The following is a 25,088-nucleotide window of genomic DNA, read 5'->3' as shown; positions in this document are numbered from 1 at the left end:
TGAAACAAGGCAATGATGCGTTACCTGGCATAACATAGAATATATCTACTGATAAAGGAAAGAGGGGAATGAATATGATGTTTAATCGATTTACACAACGTGCACAAAAAGTTTTACAGCTTGCTCAAGAAGAGGCCATTCGTCTGAAGCACGAATCTATCGGTACTGAACACATTCTGCTGGGCTTGATTCGAGAAGGCGGAGGCATTGCAGCAAAAGCTTTAGAAGCGATTAATGTGAGTGCGGATACCATCGAACGTGAAGTGGAAATTTTGGTGGGTGTAGGCTCTAAAGATGTCGGTCCGATCGTTCATTATACACCTCGGGCCAAACGTGTCATCGAACTGTCTGTCGATGAGTCACGTAAGCTGGGCCATTCTTATATCGGCACAGAGCATATTTTACTGGCACTGATCCGTGAAGGAGAAGGCGTGGCAGCGCGCGTTCTTAATAACGCCGGAGTCAGTTTGAACAAAGCCCGCCAGCAAGTACTTCAATTGCTTGGCAATGACGAAAGCTCTGCCGGAAATCCGGCGAACTCGGCATCCGCAGCGACACCGACACTTGACAGCCTGGCGCGTGATTTAACTGAAATCGCACGTGAAGGAACACTGGATCCAGTAATTGGACGAAGCAAAGAAATTACGCGGGTGATTGAAGTGCTGGCACGCCGTACAAAGAATAATCCGGTGCTGATTGGTGAGCCGGGTGTCGGTAAAACGGCAATCGCAGAAGGCTTGGCACAGCAAGTTGTCAATAATGAAGTGCCAGAAATTCTGCGCGATAAGCGTGTAATGACACTGGATATGGGTACGGTTGTAGCGGGGACGAAATACCGCGGAGAATTTGAAGACCGTATGAAAAAAGTGATGGAAGAGATTCGTCAGGCGGGGAATATCATCTTGTTCATCGATGAACTGCACACATTAATCGGGGCTGGCGGAGCGGAAGGTGCAATTGATGCATCGAACATCTTAAAGCCGTCCTTGGCTCGCGGTGAACTGCAATGTATCGGCGCTACAACGCTTGATGAGTACCGTAAATATATTGAAAAAGACGCAGCGCTTGAACGCCGTTTTCAGCCGATTCAGGTAGATGAGCCGTCTGTAGAAGAAACCATTCAGATTATCAAAGGACTTCGTGATCGTTATGAAGCGCACCATCGCGTGAAAATTACGGATGAGGCTGTCGAGGCGGCTGCGAAATTGTCCGACCGCTATATTTCAGACCGTTTCTTACCGGATAAAGCGATAGACTTAATTGATGAAGCGGGATCAAAAGTTCGCTTGCGCTCTTACACAACTCCTCCAAATCTGAAGGAGCTTGAAGTGAAGCTTGAAGCAATCCGCTCGGAGAAAAATGCAGCCGTTCAAAGTCAGGAATTCGAAAAAGCTGCTTCCTACCGGGATAAAGAGCAGAAAATGAAAGATGAACTGGAAAAAACGAAAGCGGCATGGAAAGAAAAACAAGGAAAAACAGAGTCAGAAGTAACGGTCAATGACATTGCGTCCGTGGTAGCGATGTGGACGGGAGTTCCTGTTGACAAGATTGCAGAAACAGAATCCGTTAAACTGCTGAACATGGAAGAAATACTGCATGAGCGTGTCATTGGGCAAAATGAAGCGGTCAATGCGATCTCTAAAGCGATACGCCGTGCGCGTGCCGGATTAAAAGATCCGAAACGTCCGATTGGCTCATTCATCTTCCTTGGTCCTACAGGTGTAGGTAAAACGGAGCTGGCCCGTGCATTGGCGGAAGTAATGTTTGGCGATGAAGACGCGATGATCCGTATCGACATGTCAGAGTATATGGAGAAACATGCGACATCCCGTTTAGTCGGATCACCTCCAGGCTATGTAGGCTACGATGAGGGCGGCCAGTTAACAGAGAAAGTTCGCCGTAAGCCTTACTCTGTTGTATTGCTTGATGAGATTGAAAAAGCGCATCCGGATGTATTTAATATACTGCTGCAAGTATTGGAAGACGGACGTTTAACAGATTCAAAAGGCCGTACAGTTGATTTCCGTAACACAGTAGTTATCATGACTTCCAACGTCGGAGCAACTGAATTGAAGAAAAACCGATATGTCGGCTTTAATATCCAGGATGGCGAGTCTGATTACGACGACATGAAGGAAAAAATGCTTGCAGAATTGAAAAAAGCATTCCGTCCTGAGTTCTTGAACCGTGTGGACGATATGATTGTTTTCCATTCATTGGAGAAAGAGCACTTGCGTGAAATTGTCAGCTTGATGAGTGAAGATCTTGCGAAGCGTCTTGCTGAGCAGGACATCGAGTTAGTATTAACAGAAGCTGCTAAAGATAAGATCACAGATCAAGGATACGATCCGGAATACGGAGCCCGTCCGCTGCGCCGTGCATTACAGAAACACGTGGAAGATCGTTTATCTGAAGAATTGCTGGAAGGTAAAGTTCTTATGGGTGAAAAAGTAATTATTGACGTAGAAGATGAAAAGTTCATAGTGCGTACGGAGAAGCAGACGGTTTTAGCAGAAAAATAATTAAATGAATGTCAGGATAGCTCGCTCGCTTAGGTTTTTAAAAAGCGCAGCGGGCTGTCCTTTTCGTATTTCATACAGGGAGAGAGTATATGGCTAAGCGTAAATCAAAGTTCATGTGCCGTTCTTGCGGATATGAGTCACCTAAATGGATGGGGCGCTGTCCGGGATGCGGTGAATGGAACACGATGGATGAAGAAGTGGAAATTGTACAAAAGGGCCCCCGTGCTGCATTTCAGCACGGTGATAAAGTAAAGCAAAAAGCGTTGCCGATCAGTGCAGTTGAAATGGTTGAAGAGCCGCGTGTGAAAACGGAACTGGAAGAATTAAACCGTGTGCTTGGCGGCGGGATTGTGCCCGGTTCGCTCATTCTGATTGGCGGAGATCCGGGGATCGGGAAATCCACATTGCTGCTGCAAGTATCGTCATTGCTTGCGAATCAGCAGCAGCGTGTACTGTATATATCAGGGGAAGAATCAATCAGGCAAACAAAATTACGGGCGGAACGATTAGGCGTAAAATCAGACGAGCTATATATCTATGCAGAAACCGATCTTGGCATGATCCACGAAACGGTAGACGACGTAAAACCGAAGTTTGTCATCGTTGACTCTATTCAAACTGTGCATCATCCCGAAGTATCGTCGGCACCGGGAAGTGTGTCCCAGGTCCGGGAATGTACTGCGGAATTAATGCGCATTGCGAAGACGCAAAACATCGCAATATTCATCGTTGGTCATGTAACTAAAGAAGGTCAGATTGCGGGACCGCGGCTGCTCGAGCATATGGTAGACACCGTGCTGTATTTTGAAGGAGAACGCCACCATACTTACCGTATTTTAAGAAGTGTGAAAAACCGTTTTGGATCGACCAATGAAATCGCCATATTCGAGATGCTGCAATCGGGGCTGAAAGAAGTCCTGAATCCGTCCGAGCTGTTCTTGCGGGAACGCTCGCAGGGGGGAGCGGGTTCGACCATTGTAGCGTCGATGGAAGGAACGAGGCCAATATTGGTGGAAATTCAGGCGCTGATGACTCCTTCGAGCTTCAATTACCCGAAACGGATGGCAACGGGGCTGGATCAAAACCGCGTATCTTTATTGATGGCAGTTCTCGAAAAACGTGCCGGGATGCTACTGCAGACCCAAGATGCGTATATTAAGGTGGCCGGCGGCGTAAAACTGGATGAGCCGGCTATTGATTTAGCGGTGTTATTAAGCATTGTATCCAGCTATAAAGATACGGCTGTCGGCGCGAGGGATTGTTTTGTCGGAGAAGTGGGACTGACGGGTGAGGTCAGAAGGGTATCCAGAATAGAGCAGCGCGTGACAGAAGCAGCGAAGCTGGGCTTTGACCGGATAATCATTCCGTCTTCCAATCTTGGCGGCTGGGATATTCCATCCGGTATTGAAGTGGTGGGGGTAGAGACAATTATGGAAGCTTTAGGAGTGGCGTTCAGATAAACCTGACCTTCAGACTGCCGATAAATACCGCTGAAAAGCCCATGAAACTTTACCAGTGTTTATAAGGTCCTAGTAGGCACAGTGAGGAATTTTTAGAAATTCCTCACTAAACCTAAGCGGGCGACGATGATTCGTTGTATACTATTAAGAAAAGGAGGTGGAAGAATATGTTGAAAAGCGTAGTTCAAGTTTCATTCCTGTTAATCGGAGGAACTCTCGGTGTATTATTTTTACCGTACTTATTTGTTATGTTCGAGTTTACGTCTCGCCCTATTATAGAAAATCCCTATGTAGAGGCTATTATAGGTGCTATCATTCTATTTTTATTGAGCATATTTTTAACAGAACCGATTGTGAATTTCGTTAAATGGATTGAAGAACGGCTTCTTAAAGCGCCGATCATGGATTTGTTATTCGGAACAGTGGGGCTGGTCGTCGGGTTAAGTGTTGCATTTTTATTCAGTTTTGGATTAAATGCAATTGACTTTCCGGTCATTTCATCTGTTTTGCCGGTCTTACTGTCCATCCTGCTCGGTTATTTAGGGTTCCAGGTAGGTTTTAAAAAATGGGAAGAGTTCATCAATGCCTTTTCCGCTCTGCGTAATACGTCGGTAAAAAAGAAGGATTCAGCAGAGCCTGTTGCCGCACCGCCGAAAAAAGACGTCTATAAATTGCTGGATACGAGTGTTATTATCGACGGGCGTATTGCCGATATTGTCGCCACGGGATTCCTTCAGGGAATATTGGTGGTGCCGCAGTTTGTGCTGACAGAATTACAGCACATAGCCGATTCTTCTGACACATTGAAACGGACGAAGGGCAGACGCGGGCTGGATATTTTGAAACGTCTGCAAAATGATGAAGGTCCTCAAGTGCTTATTACAGATGAGGACATCCCGAATGTAGCGGAAGTGGATCTGAAGCTGGTGAAGCTGGCGAAGAAAATGGACGGACTTGTAGTGACGAATGATTTTAACTTGAATAAAGTATCCGATTTGCACGGTGTTGCCGTATTGAACATCAATGACCTTGCGAATGCGGTAAAACCGGTCGTCATCCCCGGTGAAGAAATGCACGTTGTCGTAATTAAGGATGGAAAAGAACATAATCAGGGTGTCGCATACTTAGATGACGGTACGATGATTGTAATAGAAGATGGCCGATCCCATATTGGGGATGCGATTGACGTAGTGGTGACAAGTGTCCTTCAGACATCTGCCGGACGAATGATTTTCGCGAAACCAAAAGGGCGGTAAACAGAAAGCAGAGTGACGAATGTGAAGTATACAGTGATGATTCCTGCTGCGGGAAGCGGCAAACGTATGGGTGCCGGACAAAACAAGCTCTTCCTGAAAATCGGAGAGCATCCCATTTTGTATCATACAGCAGGAATATTTCAGGAAGACCCCAATTGTGAAGAAGTGATAATGGCTGTAAAACCGGAAGAGCAGGATACGATTCAAAAAATACTTGGACAGCGGAAACACGCGAAGCCCGTTACGTTTGTGGAAGGCGGCGGTGAACGGCAAAACAGTGTAGCGGCCTGCATTGACGCGTATAAAGGAAATGGCATTGTACTCGTTCATGACGCGGCGAGACCGTTCCTGAATTCATCCGTCATCAGCGAGCTGGTACGCACGGCGAGCGAAAAAGGTGCGGCGATTGCTGCGGTTAAAGCGAAAGACACAATCAAGTATGCAGAAGACGGCACTGTGCGGGAGACGCTGGAACGTGAAAAGCTGTGGCTCGTACAGACGCCGCAGGCTTTTCGCTATGAATTACTGAAAGAGGCCTCTGAGTCTGCTGTTCGTGACGGCTTTCTCGGGACGGATGAATCGATGCTGGTTGAACGGCTGGGCCACAGCGTACAAGTGGTGGAAAGTTCATATGATAATGTCAAGATGACCACCCGGGAAGACCTTGCAATTGGTGAGATCTTGCTGGCTAGAAGAAAATAGGAGGAATTGTTTCATGTTTCGAATTGGACAGGGTTTTGACGTACATGCATTTGCTGAAGACCGGCCGCTGATTATCGGCGGTATTACGATCCCGCATACTAAAGGATTGATTGGCCACTCAGATGCTGATGTATTATTGCATACAGTTACGGATGCTGCGCTTGGCGCAATCGGCAAAGTAGATATCGGCACGCATTTTCCAGACACGGATGAAGCGTTCAAAGACGCGGACTCCGCGGTTTTGTTGGAGAAGGTGTGGGCAATGGTGAAAGAAGAGGGGTATCGCTTAGGCAATATCGATTGTACGATTATTGCACAGCGTCCGAAGATGGCACCGTATATCGGCGATATTCGTGAACGTGTAGCGGAGCTGCTTGAAGCGGATCTCTCACAAGTGAATGTAAAGGCAACGACGACTGAACGGCTTGGTTTTCCGGGACGTGAAGAAGGAATTGCCGCTATGGCAACTATTTTATTGATGAAAAACGGCTGACTGTTAAAATATCCGGTTCAATGATAAAATGAATAGGAAATTATATAAGAACGTAATCGACTCAGAACGGAGAGGTATTCATTATGACACAAGAAGTACGTGTGCGCTACGCACCGAGTCCAACGGGCCAACTGCATATCGGCGGGGCGCGGACTGCATTATTCAACTATTTATTCGCCCGTCATTATAACGGGAAATTCATTATTCGAATTGAAGACACTGATACGGAACGAAATATCGAGAGCGGTGAGCTGTCACAGCTTGAAAATCTTACATGGCTTGGTATCCATCACGACGAATCCATTGACGTAGGCGGGGAGTACGGACCGTATCGTCAAACGGAACGACTGGATCTGTACAAAGACTATGCGGATCAGATGCTGGAAAAAGGGCATGCATACAAATGTTTCTGTACACCTGAAGAATTGGAAGCGAAACGGGACGCACAAAAAGAATCGGGAATCGCTGCGCCGATGTACGACGGGACATGCCGTCATTTGACGGCGGAACAAGTGGCGGAAAAAGAGGCGGCCGGTCAGCCTTATACTATCCGTATGCGTGTGCCTGAAGACACAACCTATACAATCGAAGACCTTGTGCGCGGCACGGTCACCTTCGAATCAAAAGACATCGGTGACTGGGTCATGGTCAAGACTAACGGCATTCCAACGTATAACTTTGCAGTAGTAGTGGATGATCATTTAATGAAAATCACCCACGTTTTCCGCGGAGAAGAGCACTTGACAAACACACCGAAACAGTTGATGGTATTCGACGTATTCGGCTGGGACCACCCGCGTTTTGGTCATATGACGCTCATTGTTAACGAAGAGCGTAAAAAACTGTCCAAACGCGATGAGTCAATCATTCAATTCATCACACAATATAAAGATTTGGGTTATTTGCCGGAAGCGATGTTCAATTTCTTTGCTTTGCTGGGATGGTCGCCGGTTGGAGAAGAAGAGATTTTCTCCCACGACGAACTCGTTCAGCAATTTGATGAATCCCGGCTGTCCAAATCCCCTTCTATGTTCGATACGAATAAATTAACGTGGATGAATAACCAATACATTAAGAAGCTGTCACTTGAAGAAGTTATTGAATTAACATTGCCTCATCTGCAAGCAGCGGAATTAGTTTCTGAAAACATGTCGGCTGAAGAACAGGCGTGGGTGCATGACCTGATCGCGTTATATCATGGGCAGTTAAGCTTTGGCGCTGAAATTGTCGAGCTGTCCGCCCAGTTCTTCCACGATACGGTTGAATATGATGAAGCAGCATCGGAAATTTTGGCAGGTGAACAAGTGCCGGAAGTGATGACTTCACTTAAAAAGCACCTGGAAGAATTAGAAACATTCGACGCACCTTCCATCAAAGCGGCGATTAAAGCAGTTCAAAAAGAAACAGGCCATAAAGGCAAGAACTTATTTATGCCTATACGCGTAGTAGCGACCGGTGAAACTTCCGGACCTGAACTTCCAGACGCAATTGCCTTGATCGGCAAGGAGAAAATTATTAAGCGTGTCGAAAGATTTGCAAAATAATCAATATTGACATTTCGGTGATTTTGTGTAAAATGAACCTAATATGAAGCGTCATATAAAAAGCGTTGAGAAGGAAAGTACGTAGTGGAGACTCTCTAGAGAAGGTCATCTTGGCTGGAAATGACCCGAGCTGTTCACTATCGAAATGCACCTTTGAGCGATGAGCCGAAACTGTTAGTAGGCCATACGTATCGTCTGCGTTAAAGACATTAAGCGGGGAGATTCCATATCTCCCAAGCGGAGTGGAACCACGCAAATCATGCGTCTCTGTCATCATCGGTGACGGGGGCGCTTTTTTTATCTTTATAAAAAGAAAAAAGGGGGAAGTTCATTGTTCAAACGTATGAAAGAAGATATCCGCTGTATTTTTGATCAGGATCCGGCAGCCCGCAGCACAATGGAAGTGGTCTTAACATATTCGGGATTGCATGCTATCTGGATGCACCGTATCGCGCATGTATTTTATAAAAGGAATCTTCGCTTTCTTGCTCGTGTTGTTTCGCAGATCAGCAGGTTTTTTACAGGTATTGAAATTCATCCGGGAGCAGTGATAGGCAGACGTCTTTTTATTGACCACGGAATGGGTGTAGTGATAGGGGAAACTTGTGAAATTGGAGATGACGTAACGTTGTACCAAGGAGTAACGCTTGGCGGAACGGGTAAAGAAGGCGGTAAGCGGCATCCGACACTGCATGATAATGTTCTGGTGGCATCTGGAGCAAAAGTGCTTGGCTCGATTACAATCGGGGAAAATAGTAAAGTCGGTGCCGGTTCAGTTGTCTTGAAAGAAGTCCCGCCGAATTCAACGGTAGTAGGCATACCAGGGAAAATTGTTATATCTAACGGCGTTCGCGTAAATGATAAGCTGGAGCACTCCACATCCGATCCAATTGCGGATGAAATCAAACGTCTGGAACAGCAAATTCAAGAGTTGAACGTGCGGACGCAGCAGTTGGAAACTATGAATGGAGAAAAAGGAGATTTACATGAGCATTCAACTTTATAATACATTAACACGTAAAAAAGAGGCATTCGTTCCGATAGAAGAAGGTAAGGTCAAAATGTATGTCTGCGGCCCTACTGTTTATAATTATATTCATATAGGAAATGCGCGTCCCGTTATTGTATTTGATACAATTCGACGGTACTTGGAATACCGCGGCTATGAGGTGAATTACGTATCGAATTTCACGGACGTGGACGATAAAATTATTAAAGCGGCCAATGAACTGAATGAAGAGGTGGGAGAATTAACCGAGCGTTTTATCGCTGCGTTTCACGAAGATGTCAGTGCACTCGGCTGCGAAGAAGCGACAGCCCATCCGCGGGTGACCGAGCATATTGATGACATTGTGGAGTTCATCCAACTTCTGATGGATAAAGGATTCGCCTATGAATCCGAGGGAGATGTCTATTTCCATACACGTAAATTTGACGGTTACGGGAAACTGTCTCACCAGTCGATTGATGAATTGAAAGTAGGGGCGCGTGTGGAAGAAAACGCGATCAAAACCGATCCGCTTGATTTCGCGCTATGGAAAGCGGCGAAAGAAGGAGAAATTGCGTGGGACAGTCCGTGGGGGAAAGGCCGTCCGGGCTGGCATATTGAATGTTCGGTTATGGCGAAAGAGCTTCTCGGCGACACGATAGATATTCATGCTGGCGGACAGGATCTGACGTTCCCGCACCATGAGAATGAAATCGCCCAATCCGAAGCGGCTACCGGCAAGACATTCGCTAACTACTGGATGCATAACGGTTATATTAATATCGATAACGAGAAGATGTCCAAATCACTCGGAAACTTTATTTTGGTCCATGATATCCGAAAGCAAATCGATCCGAAAGTACTTCGTTTTTTCATGCTATCTGTCCACTATCGACATCCGGTCAACTTTGCACAGGATTTGGTAGAAAGCGCGGCAAACGGATTGGAACGGATCCGAACTGCTTACAGCAATCTGCAGCACCGTCTGACGATTTCAGCGGACTTGGCGGAGGATTCACAGCCGTGGCTTGACCGAATCAGCGAGCAGATTACTTCATTTGAAACGGCAATGGATGACGATTTCAACACTGCAAACGCAATTGCATCTATTTTCGAGCTGTCGAAGCAGGCGAATGTTTATTTACTTGAGAAGAACACGGACCGTCTTGTACTTCAGCAATTCATCGATGCGTTTGATCAGCTGATGGGAGTTCTCGGCCTGCCGTTTGATCGCGCAGAGGAATTAGTGGATGACGAAGTGGATGCATTGATACAGGAACGTCTGGATGCACGAAAAAATTGTGATTTCGCAAGAGCGGATGAAATACGTGATGAATTAAAGGCGAAGGGCATCGTATTGGAAGATACAGCGCAGGGCACGCGCTGGAAAAGAGGGTAACGGCGTGGAGAATTTACGCGATATAGATGTCAAACAGCTTAATGCACTGGCGCTCGCCTATATGGGAGACGCCGTGTATGAACAAGCTGTCAGAGAACACCTGCTGCGGTGTGGCCGTGTGAAACCGCAAGTTTTGCACAAAGAAGCCACGCGTTTTGTTTCGGCGAAAGCGCAGGCCAGAATTATACTGACAATGAAAGAACAGCAATTATTAACGGATGAAGAGCAAGCGGTCATGCGGCGCGGCCGCAATGCAAAAGCCGGCTCTGTCCCTAAAAATACAGATGTCACAACGTACAACTACAGCTCTGCATTCGAAGCAGTCCTCGGGTATGTGTATTTATTGGATCGGCAGGAGCGTCTGGCTGAACTGATAAAGACGGCGATTCGTTTAGTGGAGCAACCTGAGGAGGAAAAGGCATGACAGAGCAAGAAGTTGAACTGATTGGCGGACGGAATCCGGTAGCGGAAGCGCTGCGTTCAGGCCGGCAGCTGAATAAAATTTGGGTGGCAGAAGGCGTTAACAAGAAAAGTATCGGTGAAATTATGAAATTGGCAAAAGAGGCAGGGATTGTCGTACAGACAGCGCCGAAGCAGAAGCTTGACGGCATGACAGATCTAAGTCATCAGGGGATTTTAGCTTCAGTTGCTGCGTATGATTATGCCGAGCTGGAAGATTTATTTGCCGTTGCAAAAAATCGGCAGGAAGATCCTTTCTTCATCATACTGGATGAATTGGAAGACCCGCATAATTTAGGATCTATCTTACGGACTGCGGACGCATCGGGTGTTCACGGTATCATCATTCCGAAAAGGCGTTCAGTCGGGCTTACCGGTGTAGTCGCGAAAGCTTCGACTGGGGCCATTGAGCATATCCCTGTGGTACGGGTGAATAATCTTTCGCAAACGGTGGATGAACTGAAAAAGAATGGTGTTTGGATCGCAGGAACGGATGCATCGAACTCTACAGATTATCGTCATATGGATGCCACGCTGCCGCTTGCTGTTATTATCGGCAGTGAAGGAAAGGGAATGTCCCGAATACTTCGCGAGCGATGCGATTTCCTTTACAGCCTGCCTATGGTAGGTAAAGTTACTTCTCTGAATGCTTCAGTGGCAGCGGCGCTGTTAATGTATGAAGTTTTACGAAAGCGTCAATCCGCCCAGGCTACATCATGAAAAAAGATGTGCTGCTCGTTGATGGATATAATATCATCGGTGCGTGGCCTGAATTACAGCAACTGAAACGGGAAGACTTTCCGCAAGCCCGTGATCGCCTGATTGAACGGATGGCTGAATTTCAGGCGAACAAAGGATGGAAAGTGATTATAGTGTTTGATGCCCATCTGGTGCCAGGCATTGAAAAACGAAAAAAGAAATACCGCGTGGAAGTGGTCTTTACACGAGAGAATGAGACGGCTGATGAGCGGATTGAAAAACTTGTATCTGAACTGAGTAATCGGCTGACGCAGATACATGTGGCCACTTCGGATCTCGTGGAGCAGTGGGTCGTCTTCGCACAAGGGGCGCTTCGGATATCTGCGCGTGAGCTGGAAATCGCGATGAATGAAGTAGATCAGATGATTGCCAAAAAGGTGAAAGACACTCAGGAGCAGCGGCCGCTGTCGAAAATCCCTCTGACGGATGAAGTGGCTGCGGAATTTGAGAAAATGCGGCGCGGTGAAAAATGAGCAGTTGACGTAAAAAAACACCACGTCTATACTGGCTTATAATACCAATTAGAACTCTGGGGTGGAGAGGTTGGTGCGGACCATGGAGAATGTGAAGAACAAAAAAGAGTTTACCGGACTTTCCGATGAAGAGATGATTGAACTGATTCATCTCGGAAACTCAGATGTATTAGAGTATGTTATTACTAAATTCCAGCCGATTGTCAGAATGAAGGCGCGGACATACTTCATTATTGGCGGTGATCGTGAAGATATCGTACAAGAAGGGATGATCGGTCTCTATAAAGCAATCCGCGATTACCGGCCGGATCGCTTGAGCTCGTTTAAGGTATTTGCCGAACTGTGTATAACGCGGCAAATTATTACGGCGATTAAAACGGCTACGCGCCAAAAGCATATTCCGCTTAACACATCGGTATCATTGGACAAGCCGATGTATGACGAGGATCAGGAACGCACGCTGCTTGATATCATCGCCAGTTCCACGCTGGATGATCCTGAAGATTTAATAATCCATAAAGAAAACTTTTCGTTCATGGAAAAAGAAATGAATAAAGTGCTGAGCGGATTGGAAAAAGAAGTGCTGACGCTTTATCTGGAAGGACAATCCTACCGTGAAATTTCAGAAGTTCTGAACCGTCAGGTGAAGTCAATCGATAATGCCCTGCAGCGAATTAAACGCAAATTGGAGCACTCCATGGCGATGGATCTGGTGCGCTGAACATACTAAAGGAAATTGACATGTTGCTGCTAAGGTGGTACTCTTTAGCAAGACTATTGTCTTGAATAGGTGAATCCAAATGGTGAAGAAAATAACTTTAAGCTGTGAGAAATGTGGTTCGCGAAACTATTCTGTACCGGCCGGCAACAGCAGTCAGGCGGGGAGAATGAATATAAAAAAGTTTTGCAGTCATTGCAACGCACATACGTTGCATAAGCAAACCATTTGACCAGTTACATAGAGTTCTGGGCAGAACGCTGTGTCATTCGGAAGGGTTGGAGAAGAATGGGCAAGATTAGCGATTTTTTTAAAAAAGTCGTTTCGGAAATGCGGAAAGTCAGCTGGCCGAAGCGTAAAGAATTGACGAAGTATACTGTAGTTGTTATTTCGACTGTCATTTTTATGGCTGTCTATTTTGGATTAGTAGATTTAGGTATTTCAGGAGTTATGAAATGGTATACTGGTCTATGATAAAGTAAGTATAAATAGCGTGAGAATATCCCGTTTTGATGAATAAACGGGTTTTTTCAGCTTTAATTTAAAGGAGGGACGGACGCGCAGTCCTCAAAGTGATGGAAATGGATAAAAATTGGTATGTGGTTCATACGTACTCAGGATATGAGAACAAAGTAAAAGCCAACCTTGAAAAACGTGTCGAGACAATGGGCATGTCAGATAAAATCTTCCGAGTCGTCATTCCGGAAGAAGAAGAGACGGATATTAAAGACGGCAAAAAGAAAACCGTTATGCGTAAAACGTTCCCGGGGTATGTCTTAGTTGAATTGATCATGACGGATGACTCTTGGTACGTTGTCCGGAATACACCGGGCGTTACAGGATTTATCGGTTCGTCCGGGGGCGGGGCAAAACCTACTCCGCTGCTGCCTGAAGAAGTTGAGTTTATCCTGAAACAGATGGGCATGAAAGAACAGCGCGTAGATATTGACTTCGGCGTCGGTGAAAGTGTAACGGTTCTGGAAGGTCCGTTTGCTCACTTTGAAGGTAAAGTAGAAGAGATTGAAATGGACAAAGGGAAGGTCATCGTTACCGTCGACATGTTTGGACGGGAAACAAAGATGGAGCTTTCATTTGATCAAGTTGAAAAAATGGATTGATGGGTGATGGTTTTTCTTCTTGCAAAATCTGTGTAATGGTGGTATCATTTCAAAGGTCAGACTTAGTCTGGACGGATTAACCAATTCTACCGACATTGTCGGCAGGCACATATTTGAGTGGGAGGGGCAACCCAATTACCACATCACGGACTTAAGGAGGTGTGTCTCGTGGCTAAAAAAGTTACTAAAGTAGTGAAGTTGCAAATTCCAGCTGGTAAAGCAAATCCAGCACCACCGGTAGGACCGGCATTAGGTCAAGCAGGTGTGAACATTATGGGATTCTGTAAAGAATTTAACGCTCGTACAGCTGATCAGGCTGGTTTGATTATTCCGGTTGAAATCTCTGTATTCGAGGACCGTTCATTTACATTCATCACAAAAACTCCGCCGGCAGCAGTATTGCTGAAGGTTGCAGCAAACGTTCAAAAAGGTTCAGGCGAGCCTAATAAGAACAAAGTTGCTACAGTTAAGCGTGATAAAGTTAGAGAAATCGCAGAACAAAAGATGCCGGACTTAAACGCGGCGTCAGTTGAAGCGGCGATGGCAATGGTCGAAGGTACTGCTCGCAGTATGGGATTCAAAATCGAAGACTGATTTTGAGTATTCGCAATTAAGCAATGGTTTGAAGGTGAAGGCTGCGGTCGAAATTGATTCGCAGCCTTCATTAAGTGGGAGGTTTAATCCGTTAAAACCACAAATGAGGAGGAAAATTCTGATGGCTAAAAGAGGTAAAAAATTCGTAGAAGCAGCGAAGCTAGTAGATCGTACAGCTACGTACTCTGCGAAAGAAGCAATTGAACTTGCTAAAAAAACAAGCACAACAAATTTCGATGCAACTGTTGAAGTAGCTTTCCGTCTTGGTATTGATACTCGTAAAAACGACCAGCAAATCCGTGGAGCGGTAGTGCTTCCAAATGGTACTGGTAAAACTCAGCGTGTATTAGTATTTGCAAAAGGCGACAAGCTGAAAGAAGCAGAAGCTGCGGGCGCGGACTACGCTGGCGACGCAGAATACATTGCTAAAATTCAGCAGGGCTGGTTCGATTTCGATGTAATCGTTGCAACACCTGACATGATGGGTGAAGTTGGTAAGATCGGCCGCGTTCTAGGGCCAAAAGGTCTTATGCCAAACCCGAAAACAGGAACAGTAACATTCGACGTGGCAAAAGCTGTTGAAGAAATCAAAGCAGGTAAAGTAGAGTACCGTGCGGACAAAGCGGGAATCATCCACGCGCCAATCGGAAAAGCATCTTTTGATAACGAGAAGCTTGAAGAAAACTTCTTGACAATCTTTGATACAATTCAAAAAGCTAAACCAGCTGCAGCAAAAGGAACATTCATGAAATCAGTAAACGTTACGACAACTATGGGTCCTGCAATTAAAGTAGATCCGTCAAGCGTTTCTGTAAAATAATATATTGACAAGCATATAGTGATCTGTTAAGATTACGCTTGTTAAGATGATAACCATTTGTACCGAAGACAGCAGGTGTGGCTTGCCACTTAATGCTCCTGCCGAGGACAAGACGTTCTTTTTTTAAAGATGACGACTTTTCTGCCCTCATGTCTTAGACATTGAGGGCTTTTTATATCGGTATAAGTGACCCTAATTTTCAGGAGGTGTCAACATGAGCAAAATTTTAGAAGCTAAACAAGCGGTTGTAACAGAAGTCGCTGACAAGTTGAAAGACGCAGCTTCTGTAGTTGTTGTGGATTACCGCGGTCTGACGGTTGCACAAGTTACAGAATTACGTAAACAACTTCGCGATGCGGGCGTAGAGTTCAAGGTTTATAAAAACTCTATGGTACGTCGTGCGACAGTAACAGCAGGTCTGGAAGGATTGAACGAACACCTTACAGGTCCGAACGCTATTGCCTTCTCAACTGAAGACGTAGTGGCGCCGGCGAAAATCTTGAACGATTTCGCTAAAAAGAACGAACAGCTTGAAATTAAAGCGGGTGTGATCGAAGGAAACGTCGCATCAGCTGAAGATGTGAAAGCATTGGCTACTCTACCTTCACGCGAAGGTCTACTATCTATGCTACTCAGCGTTCTTCAAGCACCAGTACGAAACTTTGCACTTGCTACAAAAGCAGTTGCAGAACAAAAAGAAGAGCAAGGTGCTTAATTTCGCATCTTAAACACGACCGGAACCAACGAACCGGTTAAATACAATATTCCAGGAGGAACATAAAATGACTAAAGAGCAAATCCTAGACGCAATCAAAGAAATGACAGTTCTAGAACTAAACGAACTTGTTACAGCAATCGAAGACGAATTTGGCGTAACAGCAGCAGCACCAGTTGCAGCAGCTGGAGCAGTTGCAGAAGCAGCTGAAGAGCAATCAGAATTCGACGTAATCCTTGCAGCAGCAGGCGCAGAAAAGATCAAAGTTATCAAAGCTGTTCGTGAAATCACAGGCCTAGGCTTGAAAGAAGCGAAAGCACTTGTAGACGAAGCTCCTAAAGCTGTTAAAGAAGGCGTAGCTAAAGAAGAAGCTGAAGAATTGAAAGCGAAACTTGAAGAAGTTGGCGCATCTGTAGAAGTTAAGTAATTTCTACTTCCCTGAGAAAAGCCCGTCTATTTGACGGGCTTTTTTCTTCATATACAGATATCGTTACTCTAAGCAGGAGGTGTCTATGTGGGAGAGCATTATTACTCTAAAAATCCTCAAGTTTCAAGCGCGCCGAAGCAATGGAAGGCGGAAATACGAAACAGGGTTCTTTCGTTTACGACGGATGCGGGTGTATTTAGTAAAGGCAGTATAGATGAAGGATCAAAATTGCTTGCTGAAACGTTTAAAGAACCGTCCATTGGGGGAGACTTCTTGGAAATTGGCTGCGGTTATGGCCCTATCGCGCTATCAATCGCGATGGATTTTTCAGATAGAACGGTCCACATGGTAGACGTTAACGAGCGGGCGTTATCTCTTTCTGAGAAAAATGCGCAGCATAACGGCATCCGTAATGTACGGATTTACGAAAGCAGCGGCGTGGACAGCGTGGAGCAAGAGGGTTTTGCTGCGATCATAACGAATCCGCCTATACGAGCGGGAAAGCAGACAGTCTTTTCGTTTTATAAAGGGGCGTACGAAAAACTTGCGCCGGGCGGGGAGTTATGGGTAGTTATTCAAAAGAAACAAGGTGCTCCTTCTACGATGGAATACCTGAAGAAGTTGTTTGGTAATGTAGAAACGGTCGCCAAGAAAAAAGGCTACTTTATTTTGCGGGCCAAAAAAGATTGACAGGAACATCGGGTTGTAGTAGCATTATTAAATGCATAAATATTTATATTGCAGCCGTATGCCCTTTTGCGTGAATTAGAAGAGGAAATGGCATATTAATGTTTGAGTAAAGATTGTGGAATCGAAAATGAGCTCTTGTCGGAACTCGTTTTCTTTTTGTTTTTTCGAAGTCACAGCTGAATTTCTGATTTTGCAAAAACTAATATTGTCTTAATGAGGGGTGAATGAGTTGACAGGTCATTTAGTTCAGTATGGTCAACATCGTCAGCGTAGAAGTTTCGCGCGAATCAACGAAGTGCTCGATCTGCCGAATTTGATTGAAATTCAAACGGCGTCGTACGAGTGGTTCTTGGAAGAAGGATTACGTGAAATGTTCCGGGATATTTCTCCTATCCAGGATTTCACAGGCAACTTATCCTTGGAATTTATCGATTATAAACTGGGTGAACCGAAATATCCAGTAGACGAATCAAAAGAGCGCGATGTGACTTATGCCGCACCACTTCGTGTAAAAGTACGTCTTCATAATCAAGAAACAGGCGATGTGAAGGAACAAGACGTTTTCATGGGAGATTTCCCGCTCATGACAGAAAACGGAACATTCATTATCAATGGAGCGGAGCGTGTTATTGTTTCACAGCTCGTTCGTTCGCCGAGTGTTTACTACAATGATAAGACGGACAAAAACGGTAAACGTGGCTTTGGTGCTACCGTTATTCCGAACCGTGGAGCATGGCTTGAGTATGAAACAGATGCGAAAGATGTAGTACATGTCCGTATCGACCGTACTCGTAAATTGCCAATCACTGTTTTATTGCGTGCATTAGGCTTCTCTACTGATCAAGAAATCATCGATTTAATCGGTGATAATGAATATTTGCGGAATTCATTAGAAAAAGATAATACCGAAACTTCGGAAAAGGCAATGCTTGAAATCTATGAGCGTCTTCGTCCGGGTGAACCACCGACACTTGATAGCGCGAGAAGTCTTTTATATTCACGTTTCTTCGATCCAAAACGCTATGACTTAGCGAATGTTGGACGTTATAAAATGAACAAGAAACTTCATTTGCAAAATCGTCTGTTCAATCAGACGGCTGCCGAAACACTGGTCGATCCTGAAACAGGAGAGATTCTGGTGGAAAAGGATCAGCTGATTGATCGCCGCACTTTAGATAAATTATTGCCGTTTTTATCTCAGGGCATCAACACGGAGTCGATTGAACATGTAGGGTCTGTACTGGATGAGCCAATGGTTATCCAGACGCTGAAGATTTATGCGCCGAAAAGTGAAGAGAAGCAAGTGCTCAATGTCATTTCGAATGCTGAAGTAGACGAGTCTGTTAAACATATTACCCCATCAGATATTGTAGCTTCTATCAGTTATTTCTTTAACTTATTACACGGTGTAGGTCATACAGATGACATTGACCATCTTGGAAATCGCCGTTTGCGCTCTGTTGGTGAATTGCTTCAAAACCAATTCCGTATCGGTCTTTCCCGTATGGAGCGTGTCGTTAAAGAAAGAATGTCGATCAATGACACGCAATCCATTGTGCCGCAGCAATTGATCAATATCCGTCCGGTTATTGCATCGATTAAAGAGTTCTTCGGCAGTTCGCAGCTTTCTCAGTTCATGGACCAAACAAATCCGTTGGCCGAATTGACGCACAAGCGCCGTCTGTCTGCACTGGGGCCTGGTGGTTTGACTCGTGAGCGTGCGGGAATGGAAGTTCGTGACGTTCACTACTCCCACTACGGCCGTATGTGTCCGATTGAAACACCGGAGGGTCCAAACATTGGACTGATCAACTCATTGTCTACGTTTGCGAAAGTGAACCGATTCGGCTTCATTGAAACGCCTTATCGTAAAGTGGATCCGGAAACGGGCCGCGTCACTGAACAAATCGATTATCTGACTGCAGATATTGAGGATAACTACGTAGTGGCACAGGCAAACGCATTGCTGAATGAAGACGGATCCTTTACCAATGAAGGGGTAGTAGGACGTTTCCAAGGGGATAACACGGTATTCCGCCGTGAACAAATGGATTATATGGACGTTTCTCCTAAGCAAGTTGTATCAGCAGCGACTGCATGTATTCCGTTCCTGGAAAACGATGACTCCAACCGTGCATTGATGGGAGCGAACATGCAACGTCAAGCGGTTCCGTTGCTGAATCCTGAAGCACCGTTTGTCGGAACTGGCATGGAACACATTTCTGCGCGTGACTCAGGAGCGGCAGTTGTTTCCAAGGTCCACGGCATCGTTGAACATGTAGAAGCAAAAGAAGTCCGCGTTCGCCGTATCGAAGAAGTGGGCGGTAAAGAAGTCAAGGGCGACCTTGCAATTTATCGTTTATCTAAATTCATCCGGTCAAACCAAGGGACTTGCTATAACCAGCGTCCAATCGTAAAAGTCGGTGACCGTGTGAAGCCGAATGATATTCTTGCGGACGGCCCGTCAATGGAACAGGGAGAACTTGCGCTTGGACGCAACGTTCTGACTGCCTTCATGACATGGGACGGTTATAACTACGAGGATGCGATTATCATGAGTGAGCGTCTCGTAAAAGACGACGTCTTCACATCTGTCCATATTGAAGAATATGAATCAGAAGCCCGTGATACGAAACTCGGGCCGGAAGAGATTACACGTGATATTCCAAACGTCGGAGAAGATGCGCTTCGCAACTTGGACGACAGAGGAATTATCCGTATCGGTGCAGAAGTTCGCGATGGTGATATCCTGGTCGGAAAAGTAACGCCTAAGGGAGTTACAGAATTAACTGCAGAAGAACGTCTATTGCATGCGATCTTCGGAGAAAAAGCACGTGAAGTCCGCGATACTTCGCTTCGTGTTCCTCACGGGGCAGGCGGAATCGTTCTGGACGTTAAAGTCTTCAACCGTGAAGATGGCGACGAGCTGTCTCCAGGAGTTAACCAGCTGGTTCGCGTGTATATCGTGCAAAAGCGTAAAATCTCTGTAGGGGATAAAATGGCAGGGCGCCACGGTAACAAGGGTGTTATCTCCCGAATCTTGCCTGAATCGGAAATGCCGTACCTTCCGGATGGTACGCCAATCGATGTCATGTTGAATCCGCTGGGTGTTCCATCACGTATGAACATCGGACAGGTTCTTGAAATGCACCTTGGGATGGCAGCGCGCAGCCTGGGTCTGCATATGGCCTCACCGGTATTTGACGGAGCGAATGAAGAAGATGTCTGGTCTACTATGGAAGAAGCGGGAATGAACCGCGACGGTAAAACGGTACTGTATGATGGCCGTTCTGGTGAACCATTTGATAACCGAGTATCAGTTGGTGTCATGTACCTGATTAAACTTGCGCACATGGTAGATGATAAACTGCACGCACGTTCTACTGGACCATACTCACTCGTTACACAGCAGCCACTCGGCGGTAAAGCCCAGTTCGGCGGACAGCGTTTCGGGGAAATGGAAGTATGGGCATTGGAAGCATACGGTGCCGCTTATACATTGCAGGAAATCTTAACAGTCAAATCCGATGACGTCGTGGGCCGTGTGAAAACATACGAAGCGATCGTCAAAGGTGACAGCGTTCCACAGCCGGGTGTGCCGGAATCATTTAAAGTATTGATCAAAGAACTTCAAAGTCTTGGGTTAGACGTAAAAATGCTTACGGAAGACCTGGAAGAAATCGAACTTCGCGATCTGGACGATGAAGAAGATCTGCAGCCTACTGACGCACTGAACCTGATGAAAGAAGATCAGCCGATCGGCTAAAGCGAAAAGCGCCGTTTAGCCCCGGCAGGCGTTGGAAGACTGGCAGCGAAAGGCGGTTTTTTCCTTTTGAAGTCAGTCTGAAACGACCCGAGGGGCTGGCGCTTGCAGCTGGATGACGGCTAAAGCGAAAAGCGCCGTTTAGCCCCGGCCGATCTGAAATATAAATAAAACAAACAAAACTGAATAGAAGAGGGCTTCGAGCACCCTCTTCTATTCTATTCAGTAAGAAGAACATCTTACATGAATGCACTACTACAAGTTAAGTTGCCTGATAAGCCATTACGGCGATTAGACTAAAGGGAGGTTGGCTCCTTGATCGATGTTAATAATTTTGAGTATATGAAAATTGGCCTGGCTTCACCGGACAAGATTCGTTCTTGGTCATATGGAGAAGTAAAAAAACCTGAAACTATCAACTACCGTACATTAAAACCGGAGAAAGACGGATTGTTCTGTGAAAGAATATTTGGTCCGACGAAGGACTGGGAGTGTCACTGCGGCAAGTATAAGCGGGTTCGTTACAAAGGCGTCGTCTGTGATCGATGCGGTGTAGAAGTAACGCGTCAAAAAGTGCGCCGTGAACGAATGGGCCACATTGAGCTTGCAGCACCTGTCACACATATTTGGTATTTCAAAGGCATTCCTAGCCGGATGGGATTAATTCTCGACATGACACCGCGTGCGCTGGAAGAGATTATTTACTTCGCATCCTACGTGGTAGTCGAACCGGCAGATACACCGCTTGAGCGGAAGCAGCTGCTTTCTGAAAAAGAGTACCGCCTCTACCGTGAAAAGTACGGTTCTAAGTTCCAGGCTGCAATGGGAGCGGAAGCAATTGAGCAACTGCTTCGCGCGATTGACTTGGATAAAGAAACAGATTCATTGAAAGAAGAGCTGAAAACCGTACAGGGTCAGCGCCGTACACGCGCTATCCGCCGTCTGGAAGTTGTGGAATCATTCCGTAACTCTGGAAACCGTCCGGAGTGGATGGTGCTGGAAGTGCTTCCTGTCATCCCGCCTGAATTGCGCCCTATGGTTCAGCTTGACGGCGGACGATTTGCGACATCCGACTTAAATGATCTGTACCGCCGGGTCATTAACCGGAACAACCGTCTGAAGCGTCTGCTGGATCTTGGTGCACCTGGAATTATCGTGCAAAACGAGAAACGTATGCTTCAAGAAGCAGTAGATGCGCTTGTAGACAACGGCCGCCGCGGACGACCGGTTACCGGTCCTGGTAACCGTCCATTAAAATCTCTTTCTCATATGCTGAAAGGGAAGCAAGGCCGTTTCCGTCAAAACTTACTCGGTAAACGTGTAGACTACTCTGGCCGTTCGGTTATCGTAGTTGGACCGAGTTTGAAAATGTATCAGTGCGGTCTGCCGAAGGAAATGGCAATCGAGCTGTTTAAGCCGTTCGTCATGAAAGAATTGGTGGAGCGTAACCTGGCGCATAATATTAAGAGTGCAAAACGTAAAATTGAACGTCTGCATTCTGAAGTATGGGATGTTTTAGAAGACGTTATCAAGGAGCATCCGGTACTGCTTAACCGTGCACCGACTCTTCACCGTCTTGGAATCCAGGCGTTTGAACCAATGCTGGTTGAAGGACGCGCAATCACGCTGCACCCGCTCGTATGTACAGCTTATAACGCTGACTTCGACGGTGACCAAATGGCTGTTCACGTTCCTCTTTCTGCTGAAGCGCAGGCTGAAGCGCGTTTGCTGATGCTGGCTGCTCAAAACATTTTGAACCCGAAAGACGGAAAGCCAGTTGTTACTCCTTCACAGGATATGGTTCTTGGAAACTACTACCTGACAGTCGAGCGTAAAAACGCAGCTGGAGAAGGTTCTGTGTTCAGTGATCCGAATGAAGCGCTAATTGCGTATCAGACAGGACATGTTCATTTACACTCCCGCATTGCGATTCAAGCCGGCAGTCTTAATAACCCGACGTTTACGGAAGAACAAAACCGCCAGCTGTTGTTAACGACAGTCGGTAAAATTATTTTCAATGAAATTCTGCCGGAGTCGTTCCCTTACATCAACGAACCGACGAATCATAACTTGCAAGTGGAAACACCTGCGAAGTATTTCATCGATGGAACAGTGAATGTAAAAGAACACTTAGAGCAAGCAGAACTGATTACACCGTTTAAGAAAGCAATCCTTGGGGAAATCATCGCGGAAATCTTCCGCCGCTTCCACATTACGGAAACATCCAGAATGCTGGACAGAATGAAAAATCTTGGATTTAAATATTCCACTCGTGCGGGCATCACGATCGGTATTTCCGACATTGTGGTCTTGCCGAATAAAGCGGAAATCCTTCATGATGCACAGGAGAAAGTGGATAAGGTCACTCAGCAGTTCCGACGAGGTCTGATTACCGAAGAAGAGCGTTATGACCGGGTCATCTCCTATTGGAGCCATGCGAAAGATGTTATTCAGGATAAGCTGATGGATTCATTAGATATTGAAAACCCGATATTTATGATGAGTGACTCAGGAGCCCGTGGTAACGCATCGAACTTTACGCAGCTTGCAGGTATGCGCGGACTGATGGCCAACCCGGCTGGGCGGATTATCGAACTTCCGATCAAATCTTCTTTCCGTGAAGGTCTGACTGTACTCGAGTACTTTATTTCTACACACGGTGCGCGTAAAGGTCTTGCCGATACAGCACTGAAGACTGCCGATTCAGGTTATCTGACTCGCCGCCTCGTAGACGTGGCGCAAGACGTTATTGTCCGTGAAGATGATTGCGGAACAGACAGAGGTCTGGCAATCACTGCATTGACAGAAGGAAACGAAATGATTGAAACATTGTTTGAGCGTATCGAAGGCCGCCATACGAAGAAGACCATCAAACATCCGGAAACGGGTGAAGTGATTCTTGAAAAGAACGGCTTAATTACTGCAGATATTGCAAATGCAGTAATTTCAGCAGGTATTGAAGAAGTGACGATCCGTTCTGCGTTCACATGTAATACAAAGCACGGCGTATGTAAAAAATGTTACGGAATCAACCTTGCGACAGGTGAAGCGGTGGAAGTTGGAGAAGCGGTGGGAATCATTGCTGCTCAATCCATCGGTGAGCCGGGAACACAGTTGACGATGCGTACATTCCATACAGGCGGAGTAGCCGGAGACGATATTACACAGGGTCTTCCGCGTATCCAGGAGATTTTCGAATCGCGTAATCCGAAAGGGCAGGCGGTCATCTCTGAAATTACGGGTACTGTCGTCGAAATTGATGAAATCCGAGAAGGGCAAAAAGAAATTACGATTGAAGGCGAAGTAGAAACACGGAAATACCTCGCGCCGTACAATGCGCGCCTGAAAGTTGAAGAAGGCGATGTAATTGAACGCGGTGAAAGTATTACAGAAGGTTCTATCGACCCGAAAGAATTAATCGTAGTCAAAGACGTTTCAACGGTACAGGAGTATCTGTTGAAAGAAGTTCAAAAAGTCTACCGTATGCAAGGGGTAGAAATTGGCGATAAGCACGTTGAGGTAATGGTTCGTCAAATGTTGCGTAAAGTCCGTGTCATTGAAGCAGGAGATACAGATCTTCTGCCAGGTTCTTTACTGGATATCCATCAGTTCTCTGAAGCGAATGGAAAAGTGTTGCTGGCAGGTAAAGTACCGGCAACTTCACGTCCGGTGATTCTCGGTATTACAAAAGCATCCCTTGAAACTGAATCATTCTTATCAGCAGCTTCATTCCAGGAAACAACGAGAGTTCTTACAGATGCGGCCATCAAAGGTAAAACAGATGAGTTGCTGGGTCTGAAAGAAAACGTCATTATCGGGAAATTGGTCCCTGCAGGTACTGGAATGCAGAGATACCGCCAGATTAAAATGCAGCATGAAGAATTAGAAGAAGAAACAATTACAGCAGAATAAAAATAAACGGGACTGAGCTCCCGTTTATTTTCTCAAATTTGTTGACAAGTTATTGCGCAGATGATAATATACAAAAGGTTGATAGTTGTTGGCCGTTACTTATCAGAAAGAACAACCATTCTTTTGTTTAAGTGTTAGGCGAGATGCAATCATCATTATAAAATAACAGTAAGCAGAGATCCCTGGAGTTACTGTCACCCGTTTTTGTGTGTGCACGCACAAGAACTTTGTTTTTACTTAAAAATGAACCACCTGGGTGTGTGGTATTACAAAAAG

The 25,088-nt window shown here is 45.8% G+C and carries 22 protein-coding genes and 2 other annotated features; all 22 genes read left to right on the top strand.

Annotated elements, in window-relative coordinates:
• Positions 1 to 74 precede the first annotated feature (74 nt).
• Positions 75 to 2,522: an ATP-dependent Clp protease ATP-binding subunit gene (locus SporoP37_RS08470; protein ID WP_085430721.1), complete on the top strand. Its 2,448-nt coding sequence runs from the start codon at positions 75 to 77 to the stop codon at positions 2,520 to 2,522.
• A gap of 89 nt (positions 2,523 to 2,611) precedes the next feature.
• Positions 2,612 to 3,982, top strand: a complete 1,371-nt coding sequence (gene radA, locus SporoP37_RS08465) for a DNA repair protein RadA (RefSeq protein ID WP_081243234.1) — start codon at positions 2,612 to 2,614, stop codon at positions 3,980 to 3,982.
• A gap of 167 nt (positions 3,983 to 4,149) precedes the next feature.
• Complete coding sequence (locus SporoP37_RS08460; RefSeq protein ID WP_081243233.1) at positions 4,150 to 5,238, top strand: PIN/TRAM domain-containing protein; 1,089 nt, start codon at positions 4,150 to 4,152, stop codon at positions 5,236 to 5,238.
• A 21-nt stretch (positions 5,239 to 5,259) separates the two neighbouring features.
• Complete coding sequence (gene ispD / locus SporoP37_RS08455; RefSeq protein ID WP_081243232.1) at positions 5,260 to 5,940, top strand: 2-C-methyl-D-erythritol 4-phosphate cytidylyltransferase; 681 nt, start codon at positions 5,260 to 5,262, stop codon at positions 5,938 to 5,940.
• 13 nt (positions 5,941 to 5,953) lie between these two features.
• Positions 5,954 to 6,433, top strand: coding sequence for a 2-C-methyl-D-erythritol 2,4-cyclodiphosphate synthase (gene ispF / locus SporoP37_RS08450; RefSeq protein WP_081243231.1), 480 nt, complete (start codon positions 5,954 to 5,956; stop codon positions 6,431 to 6,433).
• 83 nt (positions 6,434 to 6,516) lie between these two features.
• Positions 6,517 to 7,977, top strand: a complete 1,461-nt coding sequence (gltX, locus tag SporoP37_RS08445; protein ID WP_085430720.1) for a glutamate--tRNA ligase — start codon at positions 6,517 to 6,519, stop codon at positions 7,975 to 7,977.
• Between the two features lie 56 nt (positions 7,978 to 8,033).
• Positions 8,034 to 8,249 (top strand) — a binding site (T-box leader).
• Positions 8,250 to 8,308: 59 nt separating this feature from the next.
• Positions 8,309 to 8,983, top strand: a complete 675-nt coding sequence (cysE, locus tag SporoP37_RS08440; RefSeq protein ID WP_081243229.1) for a serine O-acetyltransferase — start codon at positions 8,309 to 8,311, stop codon at positions 8,981 to 8,983.
• A complete protein-coding gene (cysS, locus tag SporoP37_RS08435) occupies positions 8,964 to 10,364 on the top strand; it encodes a cysteine--tRNA ligase (RefSeq protein WP_081243228.1) in 1,401 nt (466 codons plus the stop codon). The genes cysE and cysS overlap by 20 nt, the downstream gene beginning before the upstream one ends.
• A gap of 4 nt (positions 10,365 to 10,368) precedes the next feature.
• On the top strand, positions 10,369 to 10,788 hold the full coding sequence (locus tag SporoP37_RS08430) for a Mini-ribonuclease 3 (protein WP_269466704.1): 420 nt from the start codon (positions 10,369 to 10,371) through the stop codon (positions 10,786 to 10,788).
• A complete protein-coding gene (gene rlmB, locus SporoP37_RS08425) occupies positions 10,785 to 11,543 on the top strand; it encodes a 23S rRNA (guanosine(2251)-2'-O)-methyltransferase RlmB (RefSeq protein ID WP_081243227.1) in 759 nt (252 codons plus the stop codon). Before SporoP37_RS08430 ends, rlmB begins: the two co-directional genes overlap by 4 nt.
• A complete protein-coding gene (locus SporoP37_RS08420) occupies positions 11,540 to 12,055 on the top strand; it encodes an NYN domain-containing protein (protein WP_081243226.1) in 516 nt (171 codons plus the stop codon). The genes rlmB and SporoP37_RS08420 overlap by 4 nt, the downstream gene beginning before the upstream one ends.
• An 82-nt stretch (positions 12,056 to 12,137) precedes the next feature.
• On the top strand, positions 12,138 to 12,776 hold the full coding sequence (gene sigH, locus SporoP37_RS08415) for an RNA polymerase sporulation sigma factor SigH (RefSeq protein ID WP_081243225.1): 639 nt from the start codon (positions 12,138 to 12,140) through the stop codon (positions 12,774 to 12,776).
• Positions 12,777 to 12,855: 79 nt separating this feature from the next.
• Entirely contained in the window at positions 12,856 to 13,005 is a 150-nt protein-coding gene (gene rpmG / locus SporoP37_RS08410) for a 50S ribosomal protein L33 (RefSeq protein WP_081243224.1), read from the top strand.
• 56 nt (positions 13,006 to 13,061) lie between these two features.
• Positions 13,062 to 13,247 carry a preprotein translocase subunit SecE gene (gene secE / locus SporoP37_RS08405; RefSeq protein WP_081243223.1) on the top strand — a complete coding sequence of 62 codons (186 nt, stop codon included), beginning with the start codon at positions 13,062 to 13,064 and terminating at the stop codon, positions 13,245 to 13,247.
• A gap of 107 nt (positions 13,248 to 13,354) precedes the next feature.
• Positions 13,355 to 13,891: a transcription termination/antitermination protein NusG gene (gene nusG / locus SporoP37_RS08400; protein ID WP_081244801.1), complete on the top strand. Its 537-nt coding sequence runs from the start codon at positions 13,355 to 13,357 to the stop codon at positions 13,889 to 13,891.
• Positions 13,892 to 14,059: 168 nt separating this feature from the next.
• Entirely contained in the window at positions 14,060 to 14,485 is a 426-nt protein-coding gene (gene rplK / locus SporoP37_RS08395) for a 50S ribosomal protein L11 (protein ID WP_029053289.1), read from the top strand.
• 121 nt (positions 14,486 to 14,606) lie between these two features.
• Entirely contained in the window at positions 14,607 to 15,305 is a 699-nt protein-coding gene (rplA, locus tag SporoP37_RS08390) for a 50S ribosomal protein L1 (protein WP_081243222.1), read from the top strand.
• A gap of 44 nt (positions 15,306 to 15,349) precedes the next feature.
• Positions 15,350 to 15,489: a sequence feature (ribosomal protein L10 leader region), on the top strand.
• A gap of 30 nt (positions 15,490 to 15,519) precedes the next feature.
• Positions 15,520 to 16,020, top strand: coding sequence for a 50S ribosomal protein L10 (gene rplJ / locus SporoP37_RS08385; protein WP_085430719.1), 501 nt, complete (start codon positions 15,520 to 15,522; stop codon positions 16,018 to 16,020).
• 67 nt (positions 16,021 to 16,087) lie between these two features.
• On the top strand, positions 16,088 to 16,447 hold the full coding sequence (rplL, locus tag SporoP37_RS08380; RefSeq protein ID WP_085430718.1) for a 50S ribosomal protein L7/L12: 360 nt from the start codon (positions 16,088 to 16,090) through the stop codon (positions 16,445 to 16,447).
• Between the two features lie 87 nt (positions 16,448 to 16,534).
• The gene (locus SporoP37_RS08375; protein WP_085430717.1) at positions 16,535 to 17,137 is read left to right on the top strand and encodes a class I SAM-dependent methyltransferase; all 603 of its coding nucleotides are present in this window, start codon (positions 16,535 to 16,537) and stop codon (positions 17,135 to 17,137) included.
• Positions 17,138 to 17,357: 220 nt separating this feature from the next.
• A complete protein-coding gene (gene rpoB, locus SporoP37_RS08370) occupies positions 17,358 to 20,903 on the top strand; it encodes a DNA-directed RNA polymerase subunit beta (RefSeq protein WP_196796895.1) in 3,546 nt (1,181 codons plus the stop codon).
• A gap of 312 nt (positions 20,904 to 21,215) precedes the next feature.
• Positions 21,216 to 24,812 (top strand): DNA-directed RNA polymerase subunit beta', encoded by a 3,597-nt coding sequence (gene rpoC / locus SporoP37_RS08365; RefSeq protein WP_081243217.1) that lies wholly within the window; start codon positions 21,216 to 21,218, stop codon positions 24,810 to 24,812.
• Positions 24,813 to 25,088: the final 276 nt, after the last annotated feature.

The sequence above is a fragment of the Sporosarcina sp. P37 genome, assembly GCF_002109365.1.
GTDB lineage: Bacteria > Bacillota > Bacilli > Bacillales_A > Planococcaceae > Sporosarcina.
Note: the sequence above shows the minus strand (reverse complement) of the source record. Positions and strands in the feature narration are given on the sequence as shown.

Excerpts from the sequence above, each read along its gene's own strand:
- radA (WP_081243234.1), top strand. The coding sequence starts at position 2,612 with ATGGCTAAGCGTAAATCAAAGTTCATGTGCCGTTCTTGCGGATATGAG.
- rplL (WP_085430718.1), top strand. The coding sequence starts at position 16,088 with ATGACTAAAGAGCAAATCCTAGACGCAATCAAAGAAATGACAGTTCTA.
- SporoP37_RS08460 (WP_081243233.1), top strand. The coding sequence starts at position 4,150 with ATGTTGAAAAGCGTAGTTCAAGTTTCATTCCTGTTAATCGGAGGAACT.
- sigH (WP_081243225.1), top strand. The coding sequence starts at position 12,138 with ATGGAGAATGTGAAGAACAAAAAAGAGTTTACCGGACTTTCCGATGAA.
- cysS (WP_081243228.1), top strand. The coding sequence starts at position 8,964 with ATGAGCATTCAACTTTATAATACATTAACACGTAAAAAAGAGGCATTC.
- ispF (WP_081243231.1), top strand. The coding sequence starts at position 5,954 with ATGTTTCGAATTGGACAGGGTTTTGACGTACATGCATTTGCTGAAGAC.
- nusG (WP_081244801.1), top strand. The coding sequence starts at position 13,355 with ATGGATAAAAATTGGTATGTGGTTCATACGTACTCAGGATATGAGAAC.
- SporoP37_RS08420 (WP_081243226.1), top strand. The coding sequence starts at position 11,540 with ATGAAAAAAGATGTGCTGCTCGTTGATGGATATAATATCATCGGTGCG.
- gltX (WP_085430720.1), top strand. The coding sequence starts at position 6,517 with ATGACACAAGAAGTACGTGTGCGCTACGCACCGAGTCCAACGGGCCAA.
- rplA (WP_081243222.1), top strand. The coding sequence starts at position 14,607 with ATGGCTAAAAGAGGTAAAAAATTCGTAGAAGCAGCGAAGCTAGTAGAT.
- rpmG (WP_081243224.1), top strand. The coding sequence starts at position 12,856 with ATGGTGAAGAAAATAACTTTAAGCTGTGAGAAATGTGGTTCGCGAAAC.
- SporoP37_RS08470 (WP_085430721.1), top strand. The coding sequence starts at position 75 with ATGATGTTTAATCGATTTACACAACGTGCACAAAAAGTTTTACAGCTT.
- secE (WP_081243223.1), top strand. The coding sequence starts at position 13,062 with ATGGGCAAGATTAGCGATTTTTTTAAAAAAGTCGTTTCGGAAATGCGG.
- rlmB (WP_081243227.1), top strand. The coding sequence starts at position 10,785 with ATGACAGAGCAAGAAGTTGAACTGATTGGCGGACGGAATCCGGTAGCG.
- rplJ (WP_085430719.1), top strand. The coding sequence starts at position 15,520 with ATGAGCAAAATTTTAGAAGCTAAACAAGCGGTTGTAACAGAAGTCGCT.